This is a genomic window from Acidovorax sp. GW821-FHT09A11 (genome assembly GCF_059418365.1).
Genome location: NZ_JBWKPS010000005.1, coordinates 379,324 through 393,931, shown reverse-complemented (window position 1 = coordinate 393,931; position 14,608 = coordinate 379,324). Strand labels below are relative to the sequence as shown.

The following is a 14,608-nucleotide window of genomic DNA, read 5'->3' as shown; positions in this document are numbered from 1 at the left end:
CCTGCGCGTCGAAAACGCTGCTGGCGCGCCCGGGCTGCGTGCTGGAGGGGGCGGCGCGGGGTGCTTTCCGGCCACCCGCGGGCGGTGGGTTCTTGTGCGCGCGGCAGGTTCTGCGGTGGTACCTCGTGGCATTTTGCCGACAGCTTTTCCTCCGGGTGGAAAAACTTGGTGAAGAATGGGGCCCCCAGTCCTCCAACCCGAAAGCACCGGAACATGACACTGCGCACTCCCCTCCCGGGCAGCGTTGCGAATCCATGCGGTATCCGCCGATACCGCTGTGGGTTTCGCCGCGCCCAGGGCGCGAAGGCGCTCCGTTCATGGCCTCGGTCCGCGTGCGGGCTGCAGTACCAGAACCCCCCATGCAGCCCATGCCCGCTCTGAGGTTTCGCCTTCGCCGCCGCGCCGCGGTGCTGCTGTGCGCGGCATGCGCGGCGCTGGGCGGCCTGCCCCAGGCCATGGGCCAGACGGCCGCGCCCCCGGCGACGGCCGCCGCAGCGCCCTACAAGTTGCGCATCGTGGGCGGCCTGGCGGGCATCAACCAGTACACCCGCCAGGAAGAGCCGTTCTGGACGAAGGAGCTGCTGCGCATGAGCGGCGGGCGGTTCGACGCCGAGATCGTGCCCTTTGACCGGGCCGGCGTGCCCGGCGCCGAGATGCTGCGCCTGCTGCAGCTGGGCGTGGTGCCTTTCGGCACGACGCTCATGAGCTCATTCACGGCCCAGTACCCCGAGTACACCGCGCCCGACCTGGCCGGCCTCAATCCCGACATCGCCACGCTCAAGTCCACGCTGGCGGCATTCCGGCCCTACCTGGAGAAGGTCCTGCGCGACCAGCATGGCGTGGAGGCCCTGGCGGTGTACGTGTACCCCGCCCAGGTGGTGTTCTGCAAGAAGCCGCTGCGCGCGCTGGCCGACCTGGCGGGGCGCCGCACCCGGGTGTCCTCCTCCACTCAGGCCGATTTCGTCGGGGCGCTGGGCGGCGTGCCGGTGCTCACCGGTTTCGCGCAGATCGTGCCCAGCCTCACCGCGGGCAACACGGAATGCGCGATCACCGGCACCATGTCGGGCAACACCCTGGGCCTGCCCGCGATCACCTCGCACATGCATGCGCTGCCCGTGACCTGGGGGCTGGCCATCTTCGGCGCCAACCAGGCCGCCTGGGAGGCGCTGCCGCCCGACCTGCGTGCGCTGCTGCGGCGCGAGCTGCCCAGGCTGGAGGCTGCCATCTGGGAAGAGTCCGAGCGCGAGACCTCCGATGGCATGGCCTGCAACCGTGGGGCCCCTGCCTGCGTGGGGGGCCGCAAGGGCAGCATGGTGGTGGTGCCGGTGTCGTCGCAGGACGAGCGCAACCGGCACGAGATCCTCGCCTCCACCGTGCTGCCGCGCTGGGTGCAGCGCTGCGGGGTGCGCTGCGCCCAGGTGTGGAACCAGACGATCGGCCCCGTCCGCGGCCTGGCGGCGGCCCCCGCGAAATGAGTGAGTCCAACACCCCGCTGCGGATCAAGGCCTTCGTATGGGCCGGGGCGGCGGTGTTCATGGCGGCGGTGGTGCTGGTCTCCGCCGCGCTGGCATGGAACGCCCGCAAGGTGGCGCTGGACGACAACGAAGCCCAGGCCACGCGCTTCGTGGCGGGCGCCGAGGCGGCGCTCAACCGGTCCCTGCTAGCGGTGGATGTGCTGCTGGCCAGCATGGATGAACTGCTCGGGCTGTCCGGCGCCATGCGCGACTGGATCGATCCCGAGCTGGCCAGCCAGCGGCTGCGCAGCTCGGCGCGGCAGAACCTGATGGTGCGCTACGTGGCCCTGCTGGACGCCAACGGCAAGTCGATGGCGTCCTCCGACGCCGCCGGCAGCGCGCTGCCCGTGCAGTTGCCGCCCGGTTTCCTGGCGACGGTGCTGGAGCAGCCCGTCTCCACCCTCATGATCAGCCCGCCGGTGGTGAGCTTCGCCACGTCCGAGCGCGTGCTGTACTTCGCTCGCCACCTGCGCATGGCCGACAGCGCCCGCGTGGTCGCGGTGGCGGAGGTGCCCGTCGGCGCGCTCAGTTCGGTGCTGGTGCAGGGGGTGGACATCAGCGGCCTGCAGGTCACGCTGGAGCGCGCGGGAGGGCTGCTGCTGCTGAGCGTGCCCAACCGGGAGGAATCCATCACGCCCACGCTCAGTCCGCCGCTCCACGAACTCGCGGAAAAGGGCCAGGAATGGAAAGCGCCGGCCCGCCTCAGCGGGGAGCCCGCGCTGGTGGTCTACCGGCCCATCCTGTACCAGGACCTGCGCATTTCCGCGAGCATCCCGCTGCGCGATGCGCTGGCGGGCTGGCGCGAGCAGCGCAACGCCATCGCGCTCACGGGGCTGCTGTTCGTGGCCATGATCGCAGCGGCCGGCAATCTGGCGCTGCGCTACCTGGACCGCATCTCCCAGGCCCGCATCGCGATCGCGCAGTCCAAGGCCACGCTGGACCAGGCGCTGGAGTCGATGGTGAGCGGCTTCCTGCTGCTCGACGGCGAGTACCGCGTGGTGCAGTGGAACAGCCGGTTCGAGGAGATATTTCCGTGGCTGCGCAGCGTGATCGCGCCGACGGTGCCGTTCCGGCGCGTGATGGAGGAAACCTCCCGCCACCACCTGCCGCGCGCCAGCGAGGACGAGCGCATGCGCTGGGTGGAGCTGCGCCTGCTCAAGCAAAAGCAGCACCAGGAGCCCCATGAACAGGTGCTGCCCAATGGCCGCACGATCCAGATCACCGAACGGCCCACGCCCGAAGGGGGGCTGGTCATCACGTACCACGATGTGACCGCCCTGCGCCGGGCCAGCGCCGAGATCGAAAGCCTGGCCTTCTACGACCCGCTCACCAACCTGCCCAACCGCCGGCTGCTCATGGACCGCATGCAGCAGGTCATCGCGGCCAGCCTGCGCAGCGGGCAGTACGGCGCGCTGCTCTTCCTGGACCTCGACCACTTCAAGACCCTGAACGACACCCTGGGCCACGAAGTGGGCGACCTGCTGCTGCGCCAGGTCGCCGAGCGGCTCAAGACCTGTGTGCGGCGGGAGGACACCGTGGCGCGCCTGGGCGGGGACGAGTTCGTCGTCATGCTGCACGAGCTGTCGCAGCACAGCGAGGAGGCGGCTGCCCATGCCCGGCGCGTGGGCGAAAAAATCCTGCGCACGCTCAACGCGCCGTACTCGCTGGGGGGGCACACCCACCACAGCACGCCCAGCATCGGCGCCACGCTGATGGGAGGAGCGCTGCAGCCCTCGGTCGATCTGCTCAAGCAGGCCGACATCGCCATGTACCAGGTCAAGTCGCAGGGGCGCAACGCGCTGTGCTTCTTCGATCCGCAGATGCAGATCGCCATCAGCGTGCGCGCCCAGCTCGAAGGGGACCTGCAGGCGGCGCTGACGGCGCGGCAGTTCGTGCTGCACTACCAGCCCCAGTTCCACCTGGATGGCCGCATCGTGGGCGCCGAGGCGCTCATCCGCTGGATCCATCCCGACCGCGGGCTGATCGCCCCGGGCGATTTCATTGGCGTGGCGGAAGAAAGCGAACTCATCGTGCCGATGGGCCACTGGGTGCTGCGCACCGCCTGCGAGCAGCTGGCGGCGTGGCAGAACGATGCCCGCTACCGGCACGTGCAGCTGTCGGTCAACGTGAGCGCCCGCCAGTTCCGCCAGCGCGATTTCGTGGCCCGCGTCGTCGAGGTGCTGCGGGAAACCGGCGCGCGGCCCCACCTGCTCAAGCTGGAACTCACCGAGTCGCTGGTGCTGGACAACGTGGACGACACCGTCGCCAAGATGGGCCTGCTCAAGACCAAGGGCGTGCGCTTCTCCGTGGACGATTTCGGCACGGGCTACTCGTCGCTCGCCTACCTCACGCGCCTGCCTCTGGACCAGCTCAAGATCGACCAGTCCTTCGTGCACAACCTGGGCGTGCGGCACACCGACGACGTGATCGTGCAGACCATCATCGGCATGGCCCGCAACCTGGAGCTCGACGTGATCGCCGAAGGCGTGGAAACCCCGGCGCAGAAGACCTTGCTGGCGGACTATGGCTGCCAGCTCTTCCAGGGCTACCTGCTCGGGATGCCCGGGCCCGTAGCCGACCTGGAAGTCCTGCTGCAGAACGCCGCCGAGGCCACCCAGGCCGCCCAGGCCGCCACCTCGCCCCCGGCCGCCGGCGGCGCAGCGGACTGAGCCGCCAGTCGCCGGCCGCATGGTGTTCCTTCCGTTCGCTCTTTCCATTGTGCTGATGGCGAGGTCCGATATGCACCCTTCTCCGCACACCCGCCCCGCCGCCAGCGCCACGGCGCGCGGGCGCTTGGCTGCATGGGCCACCCTGGCATGTGCCGCAGCCGCTGCCTGCACCCTGGCCGCCGCCGAGCCCGTCGCCGTCCAGACCCCCAGCGGGACGCTGCGGCTGCAGGCGCCGGCGGGCTACACCGCGCTCACCGACGAGGAGCTGCAGACCAAGTTCGGCCGGCACGGGCGCAGGCCGCTGGCCGCCTGGGGCAACGCCCGGCGCAGCAGCACCGTGGCCGTGACCTGGTCGCGCATGGCGCAAAAACCGCTCACGCCCGATGCCTTGCCCGCGTTCATGTCCGCCATGGAAACAACCTTGCCCAGGCTCACCCCGGGCCTGGTGATGCGCGACGCCTCGCTGGTCACCATTGGCGGGCGTGCCTGGGTGCGCATGGACAGCACCGCGCCGGCCGCCGATACCGACGTCCGCAACCTCATGTACCTCACGGACCTGAACGGCCACATGGTGGGCGTGAACTACAACGCCACCGTGGCGGACTTCCCGGCGCAAGAACCGGGTTTTGGGTCCTCTGCCGGCACCTTGCGGGTGCAGGAGTAGAGCCGCCGCAGCGGCGCTATCGGCGAGAGGACACCACGATCCCGCCCACGATCAGCGCGAACGCGATGCCATGAAAGAGCTGGGGCGTCTCCCCCAGGAACGCGGCCGACAGGATGCCGGCGAACAGGGGTGTCAGGTTCACGAAGAAGCCCGCCACGGCGGGCCCCGCGCGCTGCACGCCCACGCCCCAGAAGCGGTAGGCCAGCACCGCGGGCCCCACGGCGATGAATGCCAGCGCGGCCGCCAGCGGCCAGCCCCATGCGACGTGCGAGCGGCCCGAGGCCCATTCCGCCCCGGCGAAACTGCCCGACCATGCGAGCCCGAACACCATCTGCGCCATCAGGAACGCTGCCCAGTCGCCGCGGATGCGGGTGGGCTCGGTGGTGCGCGACAGCAGCCAGCTGTAGAACGCCCATGAAATCGTGGCAAGGAGCATGAACAGGTCGCCCGGCACGAGCCGGAAGGCCATCAGCTGCGCCCATTCGCCACGGCTGAGCACCAGCAGCACGCCGCAGATCGACAGCAGCGCCCCCAGCAGCTGCCGCCGCGTGACGCCTGCGCCGAAGAACAGCGCGCCCACGCCCAGCATCCACACCGGCATGCTGGAGCCCACCAGGGTCACGTTGATGGGCGTGGAGGTCTGCAGGGCCATGTACTGGAACGCGTTGTACAGCCCGATGCCCAGCAGCCCCAGCAGCGCATAGTGGCGCCAGTGCGGCCACAGCGGGCTGTCCTTGCGCAGCACACCGTGCGCGAGGGGCAGCAGGATGCCGAAGGCCAGCACCCAGCGGATGAAATTGAGGGTGAGGGGCGGGATCAGGTCGTGCACCAGCCGCCCCACCACGGCATTGCCGGCCCAGAGCATGGGCGGTACCACCAGCAACGCCGCCGTGCCGGGCGTGAGTTTTTGTGTCATGGGGCTGGACTGTAACGGCGCGCGTGCCGCCCCGCTGCGCGCGGCCACAAGGCCCCAGGGCGGCGCGGCCGTCCACACGCCCACCCGCCATCGCCCAGGGCCGTCTCCTCGCGGCGTGGCGGTGCCCGCCGGCAAGTAGCCCGGCCTGCGGCAGGTTCGCGGGATTCGTGGCAGGATGGCCGCCGTTTGTCTCACCGTTACAGGAGCGTTAGCCATGAGCCTTGCCGTCCAGATCCGCCAGCACGGTGGTCCCGAAGAACTCCACATCGTTGACGTCGCCGTGGGCGAGCCCGGCCCCGGCGAGATCCGCATCCGCCACCACGCCATCGGCCTGAATTTCATCGACGTGTACCACCGCACGGGCCTGTACCCGCTCGGCATGCCCGCGGGCATCGGCATGGAGGCCGCCGGTGTGGTCGAGGCCGTGGGCGAAGGTGTCACGCACCTGAAGGTGGGCGACCGCGCGGCCTACGCGAGCCAGCCGCCCGGCAGCTACTGCGAGCAGCGCGTGATGCCCGCCAGGTGCGTGTGCCGGCTGCCCGACGCGATCAGCTTCGAAACCGGCGCGGCCATGATGCTCAAGGGCCTGACCGCGCAGTACCTGCTCAAGAAGACGCTGCCCGTGCAAGGCCTGCAGGCCGGCGACCACGTGCTGTTCCACGCCGCCGCCGGCGGGGTGGGGCTGATCGCCACGCAGTGGGCCAGGGCGCTCGGGCTCTCCCTCATCGCCACGGCGGGCTCGGACGCCAAGTGCCAGCTCGCGCTGGCCAATGGCGCGGCCCATGCGATCAACTACAACACCGAGGACTTCGCGGCCCGCGTGAAAGAGATCACCGCCGGCCAGGGCGTGAAGGTGGTGTACGACTCGGTGGGCAAGGACACCTGGGACAAGTCCCTCGACTGCCTGCGCCCCTTTGGGCTCATGGCCAGCTTTGGGAATGCATCGGGCCCCGTGCCGCCGTTCGCTCCGGGCGCGCTGGGCGCCAAGGGCTCGCTGTACGTCACGCGCCAGACACTGTTCACCCACATCGCCACGCGCGAGAGCACGCAGGCCATGGCGGACGACCTGTTCAGCGTGGTGGCCAGCGGGCAGGTCGTGATTCACATCGACCAGCGCTACCCGCTCGCGCAGGTGCAGCAGGCGCACCGCGACCTCGAGGCGCGCAAGACCACCGGCTCCACCATCCTCACGCTGTGAGCGCGGCGCACGGCAGCACGCCGTTCGGGCACTGGCTGGCGGGCGCCCGGCAGGCCGCGCGGCAGCCCGCCGCCCAGTCCCGCCAGGCCTTGCTGGCGGCCGGGCAGGTGGTGGGCTCGGTGGCCGAAGGGTTCTTGGAGCAGATTGGTGCCTCGCGCGCCATCGACAAGCGCTACGAGCTATCAAAAACAGAGCATCAGGGGGCACCCGCCTGGCACCTGCAATCGCCCCCGGGAGGGGCCACCGAGGCGCTCAACGCCCTGGCGGCGGTGCTGCGGTGCGCCGGCCGGTGCGGCCCCTGGCGCAATGAGCAACTGGCCGTGTGTAATCCGCAGGGCGACGTGGTGGCCACCGTGGAGCGCGGCGCCGTGCGCGTGCTGGGCATCGCCACGCGGGCCGTGCACCTGGTGGGGCTGGCCCCGGACGGCCGCATGTGGGTGCAAAAGCGGGCGCTGACCAAGCCCAACAACCCGGGCCTGTGGGATACGCTGATGGGCGGCATGGTGGCGGCCGCCGACACCCTGCCGCAGGCGCTGGCGCGCGAGACCTGGGAGGAGGCCGGGCTGCGCATCGAAGCCCTGGCGGGCGTGGCGCACGGCGGCCACGTGCTGTTCAGCCGGCCCAGCCGCGAGGGCGGGGGCGTGGGCTTCATGGTGGAGCGCATCGACTGGTTCCGCGCCCAGGTGCCCGACGGCCTGGAGCCCTGCAACCAGGACGGGGAGGTCGAGCGGTTTGATCTGCTTTCCCTCGACAGCCTGCGCGAACAGGTGGCGCAAGGGGCGTTCACCCTGGAAGCCGGACTGGTGATCGCGGGCTTTCTGGGCGCCTGACGCGGCGGCCCTTGCGGGCGCTGCCCCCTGTGCCCGGGCGGCGGGCCGCCGTGGGCGCAAGCCGCCGCCTCAGGCCTGGTCCACCATGGCCCTCAGGCGGCTGGGCGCCAGCGCGCCCGCCGACTCCAGGATCGGGTAGGCCACCGAGCACAGCAGCGAGTTGATGCGCTTGAGCTCGCTGATCAGGTCGATGTGCAGCGAGCTGGTCTCGATGCTCTGCACCGTGTTGTCGGACAGGCGCGCCAGGTGGGTGGCCGAATACGCGTGCTCCAGGTCGCGGAAGCGGGCCTTCTCCTCCAGCAGCTTCTGCGCATCGCGCACGCTGCCGTTGAGGAACACGCTCATCGCCAGGCGCAGGTTGTCGATCAGGCGCGCGTGCAGCTCGTTGATCTCTTCCATGCCGGCCTCGGAGAACTGGCGGCCCTTCTTGATCTTCTTGTCCTCGATGTCGATCAGCACGCGCTCGATGATGTCGCCGATCTGCTCCATGTTGATCGTGAAGCTGATGATGTCGGCCCAGCGGCGGCCCTCGCGCTCATCCAGCGCCTCGCGCGAGATCTTGGTCATGTAGTACTTGATGGCCGAGTACAGGCCGTCCACCTCGTCGTCGAGCTTGCGCAGGTCCTGTGCGAGCTTGAGGTCGTCCGTGCGGATCACCTTGTGCAGGCCCAGCAGCATGGACTCGACCACGTCGGCCTGGTGCAGGGCCTCGCGCGCGGCGCAGGAGATGGCCAGCGAGGGCGTGGCCAGGGCGGAAGGGTCCAGGTGCTGGGGGCGCGTGCCCGCCGCGGCCTGGGTCTTCTCCTGCGGCAGCAGGCGCTGCACCGCGCGGGCCACCGTGCCGGTCAGGCCGATGCAGATGATGCCCACCACCATGTTGAAGGCCAGATGGAACAGCACCACCAGCGTCGCGATTTCCGGCACGTAGGGCCGCACGTGCTGCAGCCACAGCCCCGTGAGCGGCGTCATGATGATCACGCCGATGATCTTGAAGATCAGGTTGCCCAGCGGCACCTGCCGCGTCTGCACGTCGGCCTTGAGCGTGGTCAGCACCGCCAGCACGCCGCTGCCCAGGTTGGCGCCCAGCACCAGGCCCAGCGCCACGTCGGGCGGGATGCCGCCCGAGCCCGCCAGGGCCGCGGTGAGCAGCACCGTGGCCAGGCTGGAATAGGCCACGATGGCGAGCACCGAGCCCGTGAAAATCTCGAGCAGCAGGTCGCTGGTGAGCGCGGAGAGCAGCGTGCGCACGGTGGGCGACTGGGTCAGCACGGTGGTGGACTCGGTGATCAGGCGCAGCGCCAGCAGCATCAGGCCCAGGCCGATCAGCACCCGGCCCACGCGGCCGGCCGCCGTGTCCTTGCGCGAGATGAACAGCACCACCCCCGCGAAGATGAACAGCGGCGAGAGCCAGGACAGGTCCATGGAGAACACCACGGCCATCACGCTGGTGCCCACGTCGGCGCCCAGCATCACGGCCAGCGCGGCGGGCAGGCCCACCAGGCCCTGGCCCACGAAGGACGACACGATCAGCGCCGTGGCGGTGCTCGACTGCACCACGGCGGTCACCCCGATGCCCGACAGCACGGCCGTGAACCGGTTGCTGACGCTGTGCGCGATCAGCTGGCGCAGGTTGGCGCCGAATACGCGCAGGATGCCGGTGCGCACCAGGTGGGTGCCCCAGATCAGCAGCGACACCGCTGCCAGGAGATTCAAGAGATGCTTCATGGAAAACCGTTGTTTCTTCTTCTTGTGACGTGCGCAAACGCGGCGCCTGGCCCACGGCGGACGCAGGGCACATCATGCGCCCCTGGCCAGGGTGGCGTGTTCACTTTTGTGCCCGGAGGCCAGGGCAGACGGGTCTGCGGTGCCGGGCGGCGCGGCTTCCGGGGCGGGGCGGGCGCGGGCAAGGCACCCCTTCGTCATTTGTCACAAAACTGACATATATATAAGCATACTCCCGATTCCATAGCATGGATAGCAGTCCGGGTTTTGCCGGGCGGGGCAGGGCGTGTGGCGCCTGCTGCACGGGCACTACACAGGTGGGGCAGGCCCCTGCCGGTGAATCTGCTCCCCGCCTTTCGCCTGGCAAAAGGCCCGCGCGCGGCGGGCCTGGGTGCAGGGGGCGGGGGTGTTGCTTCAACGCGCGCGCCGCGCTCTGAGCAGCTCGTCCAGGATCAGGCAGGCGGCCCCCACGCTGATGGCCGTGTCCGCCAGGTTGAAGGCCGGGAAATGGCCGCCGTGGAAGATCCCGGCGAGGAAATTCCAGTGGAAATCCAGGAAGTCCACGACGTAGCCGTGCATCAGCCGGTCCACCACGTTGCCCACCGCGCCCCCCAGGATGCTGGACAGCGCGAAGCTGAACAGCCTCTGGCCCGGGTGCGCGCGCAGTTGCCACACGATGAAGATCGTGGCCGCCACGCCGATGCCGGTGAACAGCCAGCGCTGCCATCCGCCCGCATCGCGCAGGAAGGAGAACGCCGCGCCGGTGTTGTGCGCCCGCACGATGTTGAAGAAGCTGGTGATGAACGTGGCATCGCCCAGCTGGTAGTTCTGGATGATCCAGGTCTTGGTGATCTGGTCGGCCACCAGAAGCACCACGGCCCAGGCCAGCCAGGGCCACATGCCCGCGCCGGAGCGCCCCGCCAGTGCCGCGCCGCGCGCCATCACGCGTGCGCCCGGCTTTCGCCGTCCCCGTAGAGGTTGCTGGTGCAGCGGCCGCAGATGGTGGGGTGCGCGGCATCCTGCCCCACGTCGGGGCGATAGTGCCAGCAGCGCTCGCATTTGGCATCGGAACTGGGCTTGACGCTGATCTGCAGTGCGCTACCAGCTACCAATTCAATAGCAGAGGTGATGAAGATGAACTTCAGGTCGTCGCCCAGGCTGGCCAGCAGCGCATGGTCTTCGGGCGCGGCCGTGAGGGTGACCACGGCCTGCAGCGAAGAGCCCACCTGGCCGGCGGCGCGCAGCGCCTCGATCTCCTTGTTCACCGCATCGCGGATCTCGCGCAGGCGCCCCCACTTGGCCAGCAGGCCCTCGTCGGCCCCGGCGATGGAGCCATAGGTTTCCACGAAGATGGAGTCGGACTGGCCGAACACCTTCCAGGCCTCTTCGGCCGTGAAGGACAGGAACGGCGCCATCCAGCGCAGCATGGCATGCGTGATCTGGTAGAGCGCGGTCTGCGCGCTGCGGCGCGCCAGGCTCTTGGGCGCGGTGGTGTACAGGCGGTCCTTGAGCACGTCCAGGTAGAACCCGCCCAGGTCTTCCGAGCAGTACAGCTGCAGCTTGGCGACCACGGGGTGGAACTCATACACCTTGTAGTGCGCCAGCACCTCGGCCTGGAACTCGGATGCGCGGGTGAGGGCGTAACGGTCGATCTCCAGCATCTGGTCGAACGGCACGGCGTCCTTGGCCGGGTCGAAGTCGCTCACGTTGGCCAGCAGGAAGCGCAGCGTGTTGCGGATGCGGCGGTAGGCATCCACCACACGGGCCAGGATATTTTCGTCCCCCGCGATGTCGCCGGAGTAGTCGCTGGCGGCCACCCACAGGCGGATGATCTCGGCGCCCAGCTTCTTGTTGATCTCCTGCGGATCGATGCCGTTGCCCAGCGACTTGCTCATCTTGCGGCCCTGGCTGTCCACGGTGAAGCCGTGGGTCAGCAGGCCCCGGTAGGGCGCGCGGCCTTCCAGCGCCGATGCCAAGAGCAGGGAGCTGTGGAACCAGCCGCGGTGCTGGTCGTGGCCTTCCAGGTACAGGTCGGCCTCGGGGCCCGTGTCGTGGTGCACGTCGGGGTGCGTGCCGCGCAGCACATGGCTGAACGTGGAGCCCGAGTCGAACCACACCTCCAGGATGTCGGTGCTCTTGGTGTAGCAGGCCGCGTCCTCGGCGCCCAGGATTTCCTCGGGCGTCACGCGGCTCCAGGCCTCGATGCCGCCCTTTTCCACGATGTCGGCCGCCTGGTCCATGATTTCCATGGTGCGCGGGTGCAGTTCGCCCGAATCCTTGTGCAGGAAGAACGGGATGGGCACCCCCCAGCTGCGCTGGCGCGAGATGCACCAGTCGGGCCGCCCGGCGATCATGTCGTGCAGGCGGGTCTTGCCGTTCTCGGGGTAGAAGCTGGTGTGCTCGATGGCGTCCAGCGCGATCTGGCGCAGCGTCTTGGCGGGCTTCATGCCGGGCTGGGTGAAGACGCCTTCGCCTTCGTCCATGCGGATGAACCATTGCGCGGCCGCGCGGTAGATCACCGGCGTCTTGTGGCGCCAGCAGTGGGGGTAGCTGTGCGTGATCTCCTTGGTGGCCATCAGGCGGCCGGCATCGCGCAGTGCTTCGATGATGACGGGCACGGCCTTCCAGATGTGCTGGCCGCCGAACAGCGGGAAGTCCGGCGCATAGGTACCGTTGCCCTGCACGGGGTTCAGGATGTCGTCCAGCGCCAGGCCGTGGGACACGCAGGAGTTGAAATCCTCCAGCCCGTAGGCGGGCGAGGAGTGCACGATACCGGTGCCATCGTCGGCCGTGGCGTAGTCGGCCAGGTACACGGGGGACAGGCGCTGGTAGCCTTGGCTGCCGTCCTCGCTTTTCACATCGTACAGCGGGTGCTCGAACTCCAGCCCACCCAGGTTCTTGCCCAGGGTGGTGGCCAGCACGCTGCCCGTGAGGCCATAGCGCTCCAGGCACGAGGCCACCAGCGGCTCGGCCACCAGCAGGACGCGCTCGCCGGTGTCCACCAGGGCGTAGCCGATCTCTGGGTTCAGGTTGAGCGCCTGGTTGGCGGGGATGGTCCAGGCGGTGGTGGTCCAGATGACGACGAATGCGTCTTTGGTCAACGCGGGCAGGCCGAACGCGGCCGCCAGCTTGGCAGGCTCGTGCGCCTTGAACGCCACGTCCAGCGTGGTGCTCTTCTTGTCCTGGTATTCGATCTCGAACTCGGCCAGCGAAGAGCCGCAGTCAAAACACCAGTACACAGGCTTCAAGCCGCGGTAGACAAAACCACGCTCCATCACACGCTTGAACGCGCGGATTTCGCCCGCCTCGTTGGCGGGGTTCATGGTCTTGTAGGGGTTGTCCCATTCGCCCAGCACACCCAGGCGCTTGAAGTCCACCATCTGCTGCGCGATCTGCTCGGTGGCAAACGCACGGCTCTTGGCCTGCATGTCGTCGCGGCTCAGGTTGCGGCCGTGTTTCTTCTCGATGGCGTTCTCGATCGGCAGGCCGTGGCAGTCCCAGCCGGGCACGTACAGCGCGTCGAAGCCCTCGAGCTGGCGCGCCTTGGTGATCATGTCCTTGAGAATCTTGTTGACCGCGTGGCCCATGTGGATCTGGCCGTTGGCGTAGGGCGGGCCGTCGTGCAGGATGAACTTGGGCGCGCCGCAGCGTGCGTCGCGCAGGCGCTTGTACAGGCCCTTGTCTTCCCATTCCTTCACCCAGCCCGGCTCGCGCTTGGGCAGGTCGCCGCGCATGGGGAAGGGGGTGTCGGGCAGGTTCAGGGTGCTGCGGTAGTCCGTGGCGGTGGATTCGGTGGTACTGGCGTTGTCGGACATGAGGGAGCCTTAAAACGGGGCATTCCGGGGCAGGCCCGGAGAAAACGGGAAAAGAGGAGGCGTGAAGAGGTGTCGGGCCTGCCGGGCAGGCGCTGCGCAGGCAGCCCCCTCAAATTCGGTCGCGCGTGGTCTGGCGCCGGGTCTCGGTGTGATTGGGTGCCTGGGCCGACGCGAAGTAGGCGCGCGCATCCGCACAGTCCTTGGCGATGCCCGCCGTCAGGGCAGCCAGACCGTCGTACTTGAGCTCGTCGTGCAGTTTGTGCAGCAGTTCCACGCGCACGATTTTACCGTACGCCCCTTCGGCCCCCAGCTCGGCGGGCCATTGCAGGCAATGTGTCTCCAGCAGCACCCGCCCGCCGTTGACGTCGTCGGGGTCGAGCGACGGGCGCACGCCCAGGTTGGCCACGCCCTGCAGCGGAGCATCGCCCTCGCGCCCCAGGCCGTGCACCAGCACGGCGAAGATGCCGCTGGCGGCGGGCTTCCAGTGGGCAAAGCGCAGGTTCAGCGTGCGAAAGCCGTCGCCCGCGCCCTCGGCCGTGGCGCCCAGCTCGCGCCCGAGCTTGCGGCCATGCACCACATGGCCCGAGATGGTGTAGGGCCGTCCCAGCAGGCGCGCGGCCGCGTCCATGTCACCCTGGGCCAGCGCTTGCCGCACGGCGGAGCTGGAGACGCGCAAACCGTGCACCTCGTAGCTGTTCATGCGCGCCACGTCAAAGCCCCGGGCCTGGCCGGCCGCGTCCAGCATGGCGTAGTCGCCCGCGCGCTGGCGCCCGAACCGGAAGTCATCGCCCACCAGCACGTAGCGGGCGCCCAGCCCCTGCACCAGCACCTCGTCGATGAAGGCCTCGGGCGACTGCGCGGCCAGCGCCGCGTCGAAGGGCAGCACCACCGTCTGCTGCACGCCGCAGCGCGCCAGCTCCGTGAGCTTGTCGCGCAGCGTGCCGACGCGCGCGGGCGCCAGCTCGGGCTTGTGCAGCGCCCCGGCGAAATAGTCGCGCGGATGGGGCTCGAAGGTCAGCACGCAGCTGTCCACTTGCCGGTGGGCGGCCTCGCTGTTGAGCAGGGCGAGCATGGCCTGGTGGCCCCGGTGCACGCCATCGAAATTGCCGATGGTCAGCGCGCACGAGCGGGCGATGCCAGGATGGTGGAATCCGCGAAAGATCTTCATCGGTTTGTTATCTTTTTGATAGCAGCATGCGCAGGTGCATCAAGCGCAAGACGCCAATTTGTCATGAAAACGGAGTATATTGTGACCCACGGACGGCCCGGTACGGGGCTGC

Annotated in this window: 10 protein-coding genes; 5 read left to right on the top strand and 5 right to left on the bottom strand. The window is 69.2% G+C overall.

Translation table 11 applies throughout. From position 1 onward, the window contains the following. Window positions 1-368: 368 nt before the first annotated feature. The 3 genes from AC07PV_RS16205 to AC07PV_RS16195 all read left to right on the top strand — a co-directional run bounded on the left by AC07PV_RS16205 (window position 369) and on the right by AC07PV_RS16195 (window position 4,847). On the top strand, window positions 369-1,475 hold the full coding sequence (locus tag AC07PV_RS16205; protein ID WP_370627786.1) for a TRAP transporter substrate-binding protein: 1,107 nt from the start codon (window positions 369-371) through the stop codon (window positions 1,473-1,475). After that, window positions 1,472-4,183, top strand: coding sequence for a bifunctional diguanylate cyclase/phosphodiesterase (locus tag AC07PV_RS16200; protein WP_255591084.1), 2,712 nt, complete (start codon window positions 1,472-1,474; stop codon window positions 4,181-4,183). Before AC07PV_RS16205 ends, AC07PV_RS16200 begins: the two co-directional genes overlap by 4 nt. Window positions 4,184-4,253: 70 nt before the next feature. Then, entirely contained in the window at window positions 4,254-4,847 is a 594-nt protein-coding gene (locus AC07PV_RS16195; RefSeq protein ID WP_492245902.1) for a hypothetical protein, read from the top strand. A 16-nt stretch (window positions 4,848-4,863) separates the two neighbouring features. Here the strand turns inward: AC07PV_RS16195 and AC07PV_RS16190 are convergent, their stop codons facing one another. Next, window positions 4,864-5,763 (bottom strand): DMT family transporter, encoded by a 900-nt coding sequence (locus AC07PV_RS16190; protein WP_492808871.1) that lies wholly within the window; start codon window positions 5,761-5,763, stop codon window positions 4,864-4,866. 214 nt (window positions 5,764-5,977) lie between these two features. Here AC07PV_RS16190 and AC07PV_RS16185 point away from each other — a divergent pair, with 214 nt between their 5' ends. Next, window positions 5,978-6,961 (top strand): quinone oxidoreductase family protein, encoded by a 984-nt coding sequence (locus AC07PV_RS16185; RefSeq protein ID WP_218295752.1) that lies wholly within the window; start codon window positions 5,978-5,980, stop codon window positions 6,959-6,961. Continuing rightward, a complete protein-coding gene (locus AC07PV_RS16180) occupies window positions 6,958-7,791 on the top strand; it encodes an NUDIX hydrolase (RefSeq protein WP_494630766.1) in 834 nt (277 codons plus the stop codon). Before AC07PV_RS16185 ends, AC07PV_RS16180 begins: the two co-directional genes overlap by 4 nt. Before the next feature lie 69 nt (window positions 7,792-7,860). Here AC07PV_RS16180 and AC07PV_RS16175 read toward each other — a convergent pair whose 3' ends face one another. The 4 genes from AC07PV_RS16175 to AC07PV_RS16160 all read right to left on the bottom strand — a co-directional run bounded on the left by AC07PV_RS16175 (window position 7,861) and on the right by AC07PV_RS16160 (window position 14,496). Continuing rightward, window positions 7,861-9,516 carry a Na/Pi cotransporter family protein gene (locus AC07PV_RS16175; protein ID WP_492808868.1) on the bottom strand — a complete coding sequence of 552 codons (1,656 nt, stop codon included), beginning with the start codon at window positions 9,514-9,516 and terminating at the stop codon, window positions 7,861-7,863. Window positions 9,517-9,927: 411 nt separating this feature from the next. After that, window positions 9,928-10,455 (bottom strand): signal peptidase II, encoded by a 528-nt coding sequence (gene lspA, locus AC07PV_RS16170; RefSeq protein WP_218340276.1) that lies wholly within the window; start codon window positions 10,453-10,455, stop codon window positions 9,928-9,930. After that, the gene (gene ileS / locus AC07PV_RS16165; protein WP_369643100.1) at window positions 10,455-13,328 is read right to left on the bottom strand and encodes an isoleucine--tRNA ligase; all 2,874 of its coding nucleotides are present in this window, start codon (window positions 13,326-13,328) and stop codon (window positions 10,455-10,457) included. The genes lspA and ileS overlap by 1 nt, the downstream gene beginning before the upstream one ends. A gap of 109 nt (window positions 13,329-13,437) precedes the next feature. Beyond that, window positions 13,438-14,496 carry a bifunctional riboflavin kinase/FAD synthetase gene (locus AC07PV_RS16160; RefSeq protein ID WP_369643099.1) on the bottom strand — a complete coding sequence of 353 codons (1,059 nt, stop codon included), beginning with the start codon at window positions 14,494-14,496 and terminating at the stop codon, window positions 13,438-13,440. Window positions 14,497-14,608 lie beyond the last annotated feature (112 nt).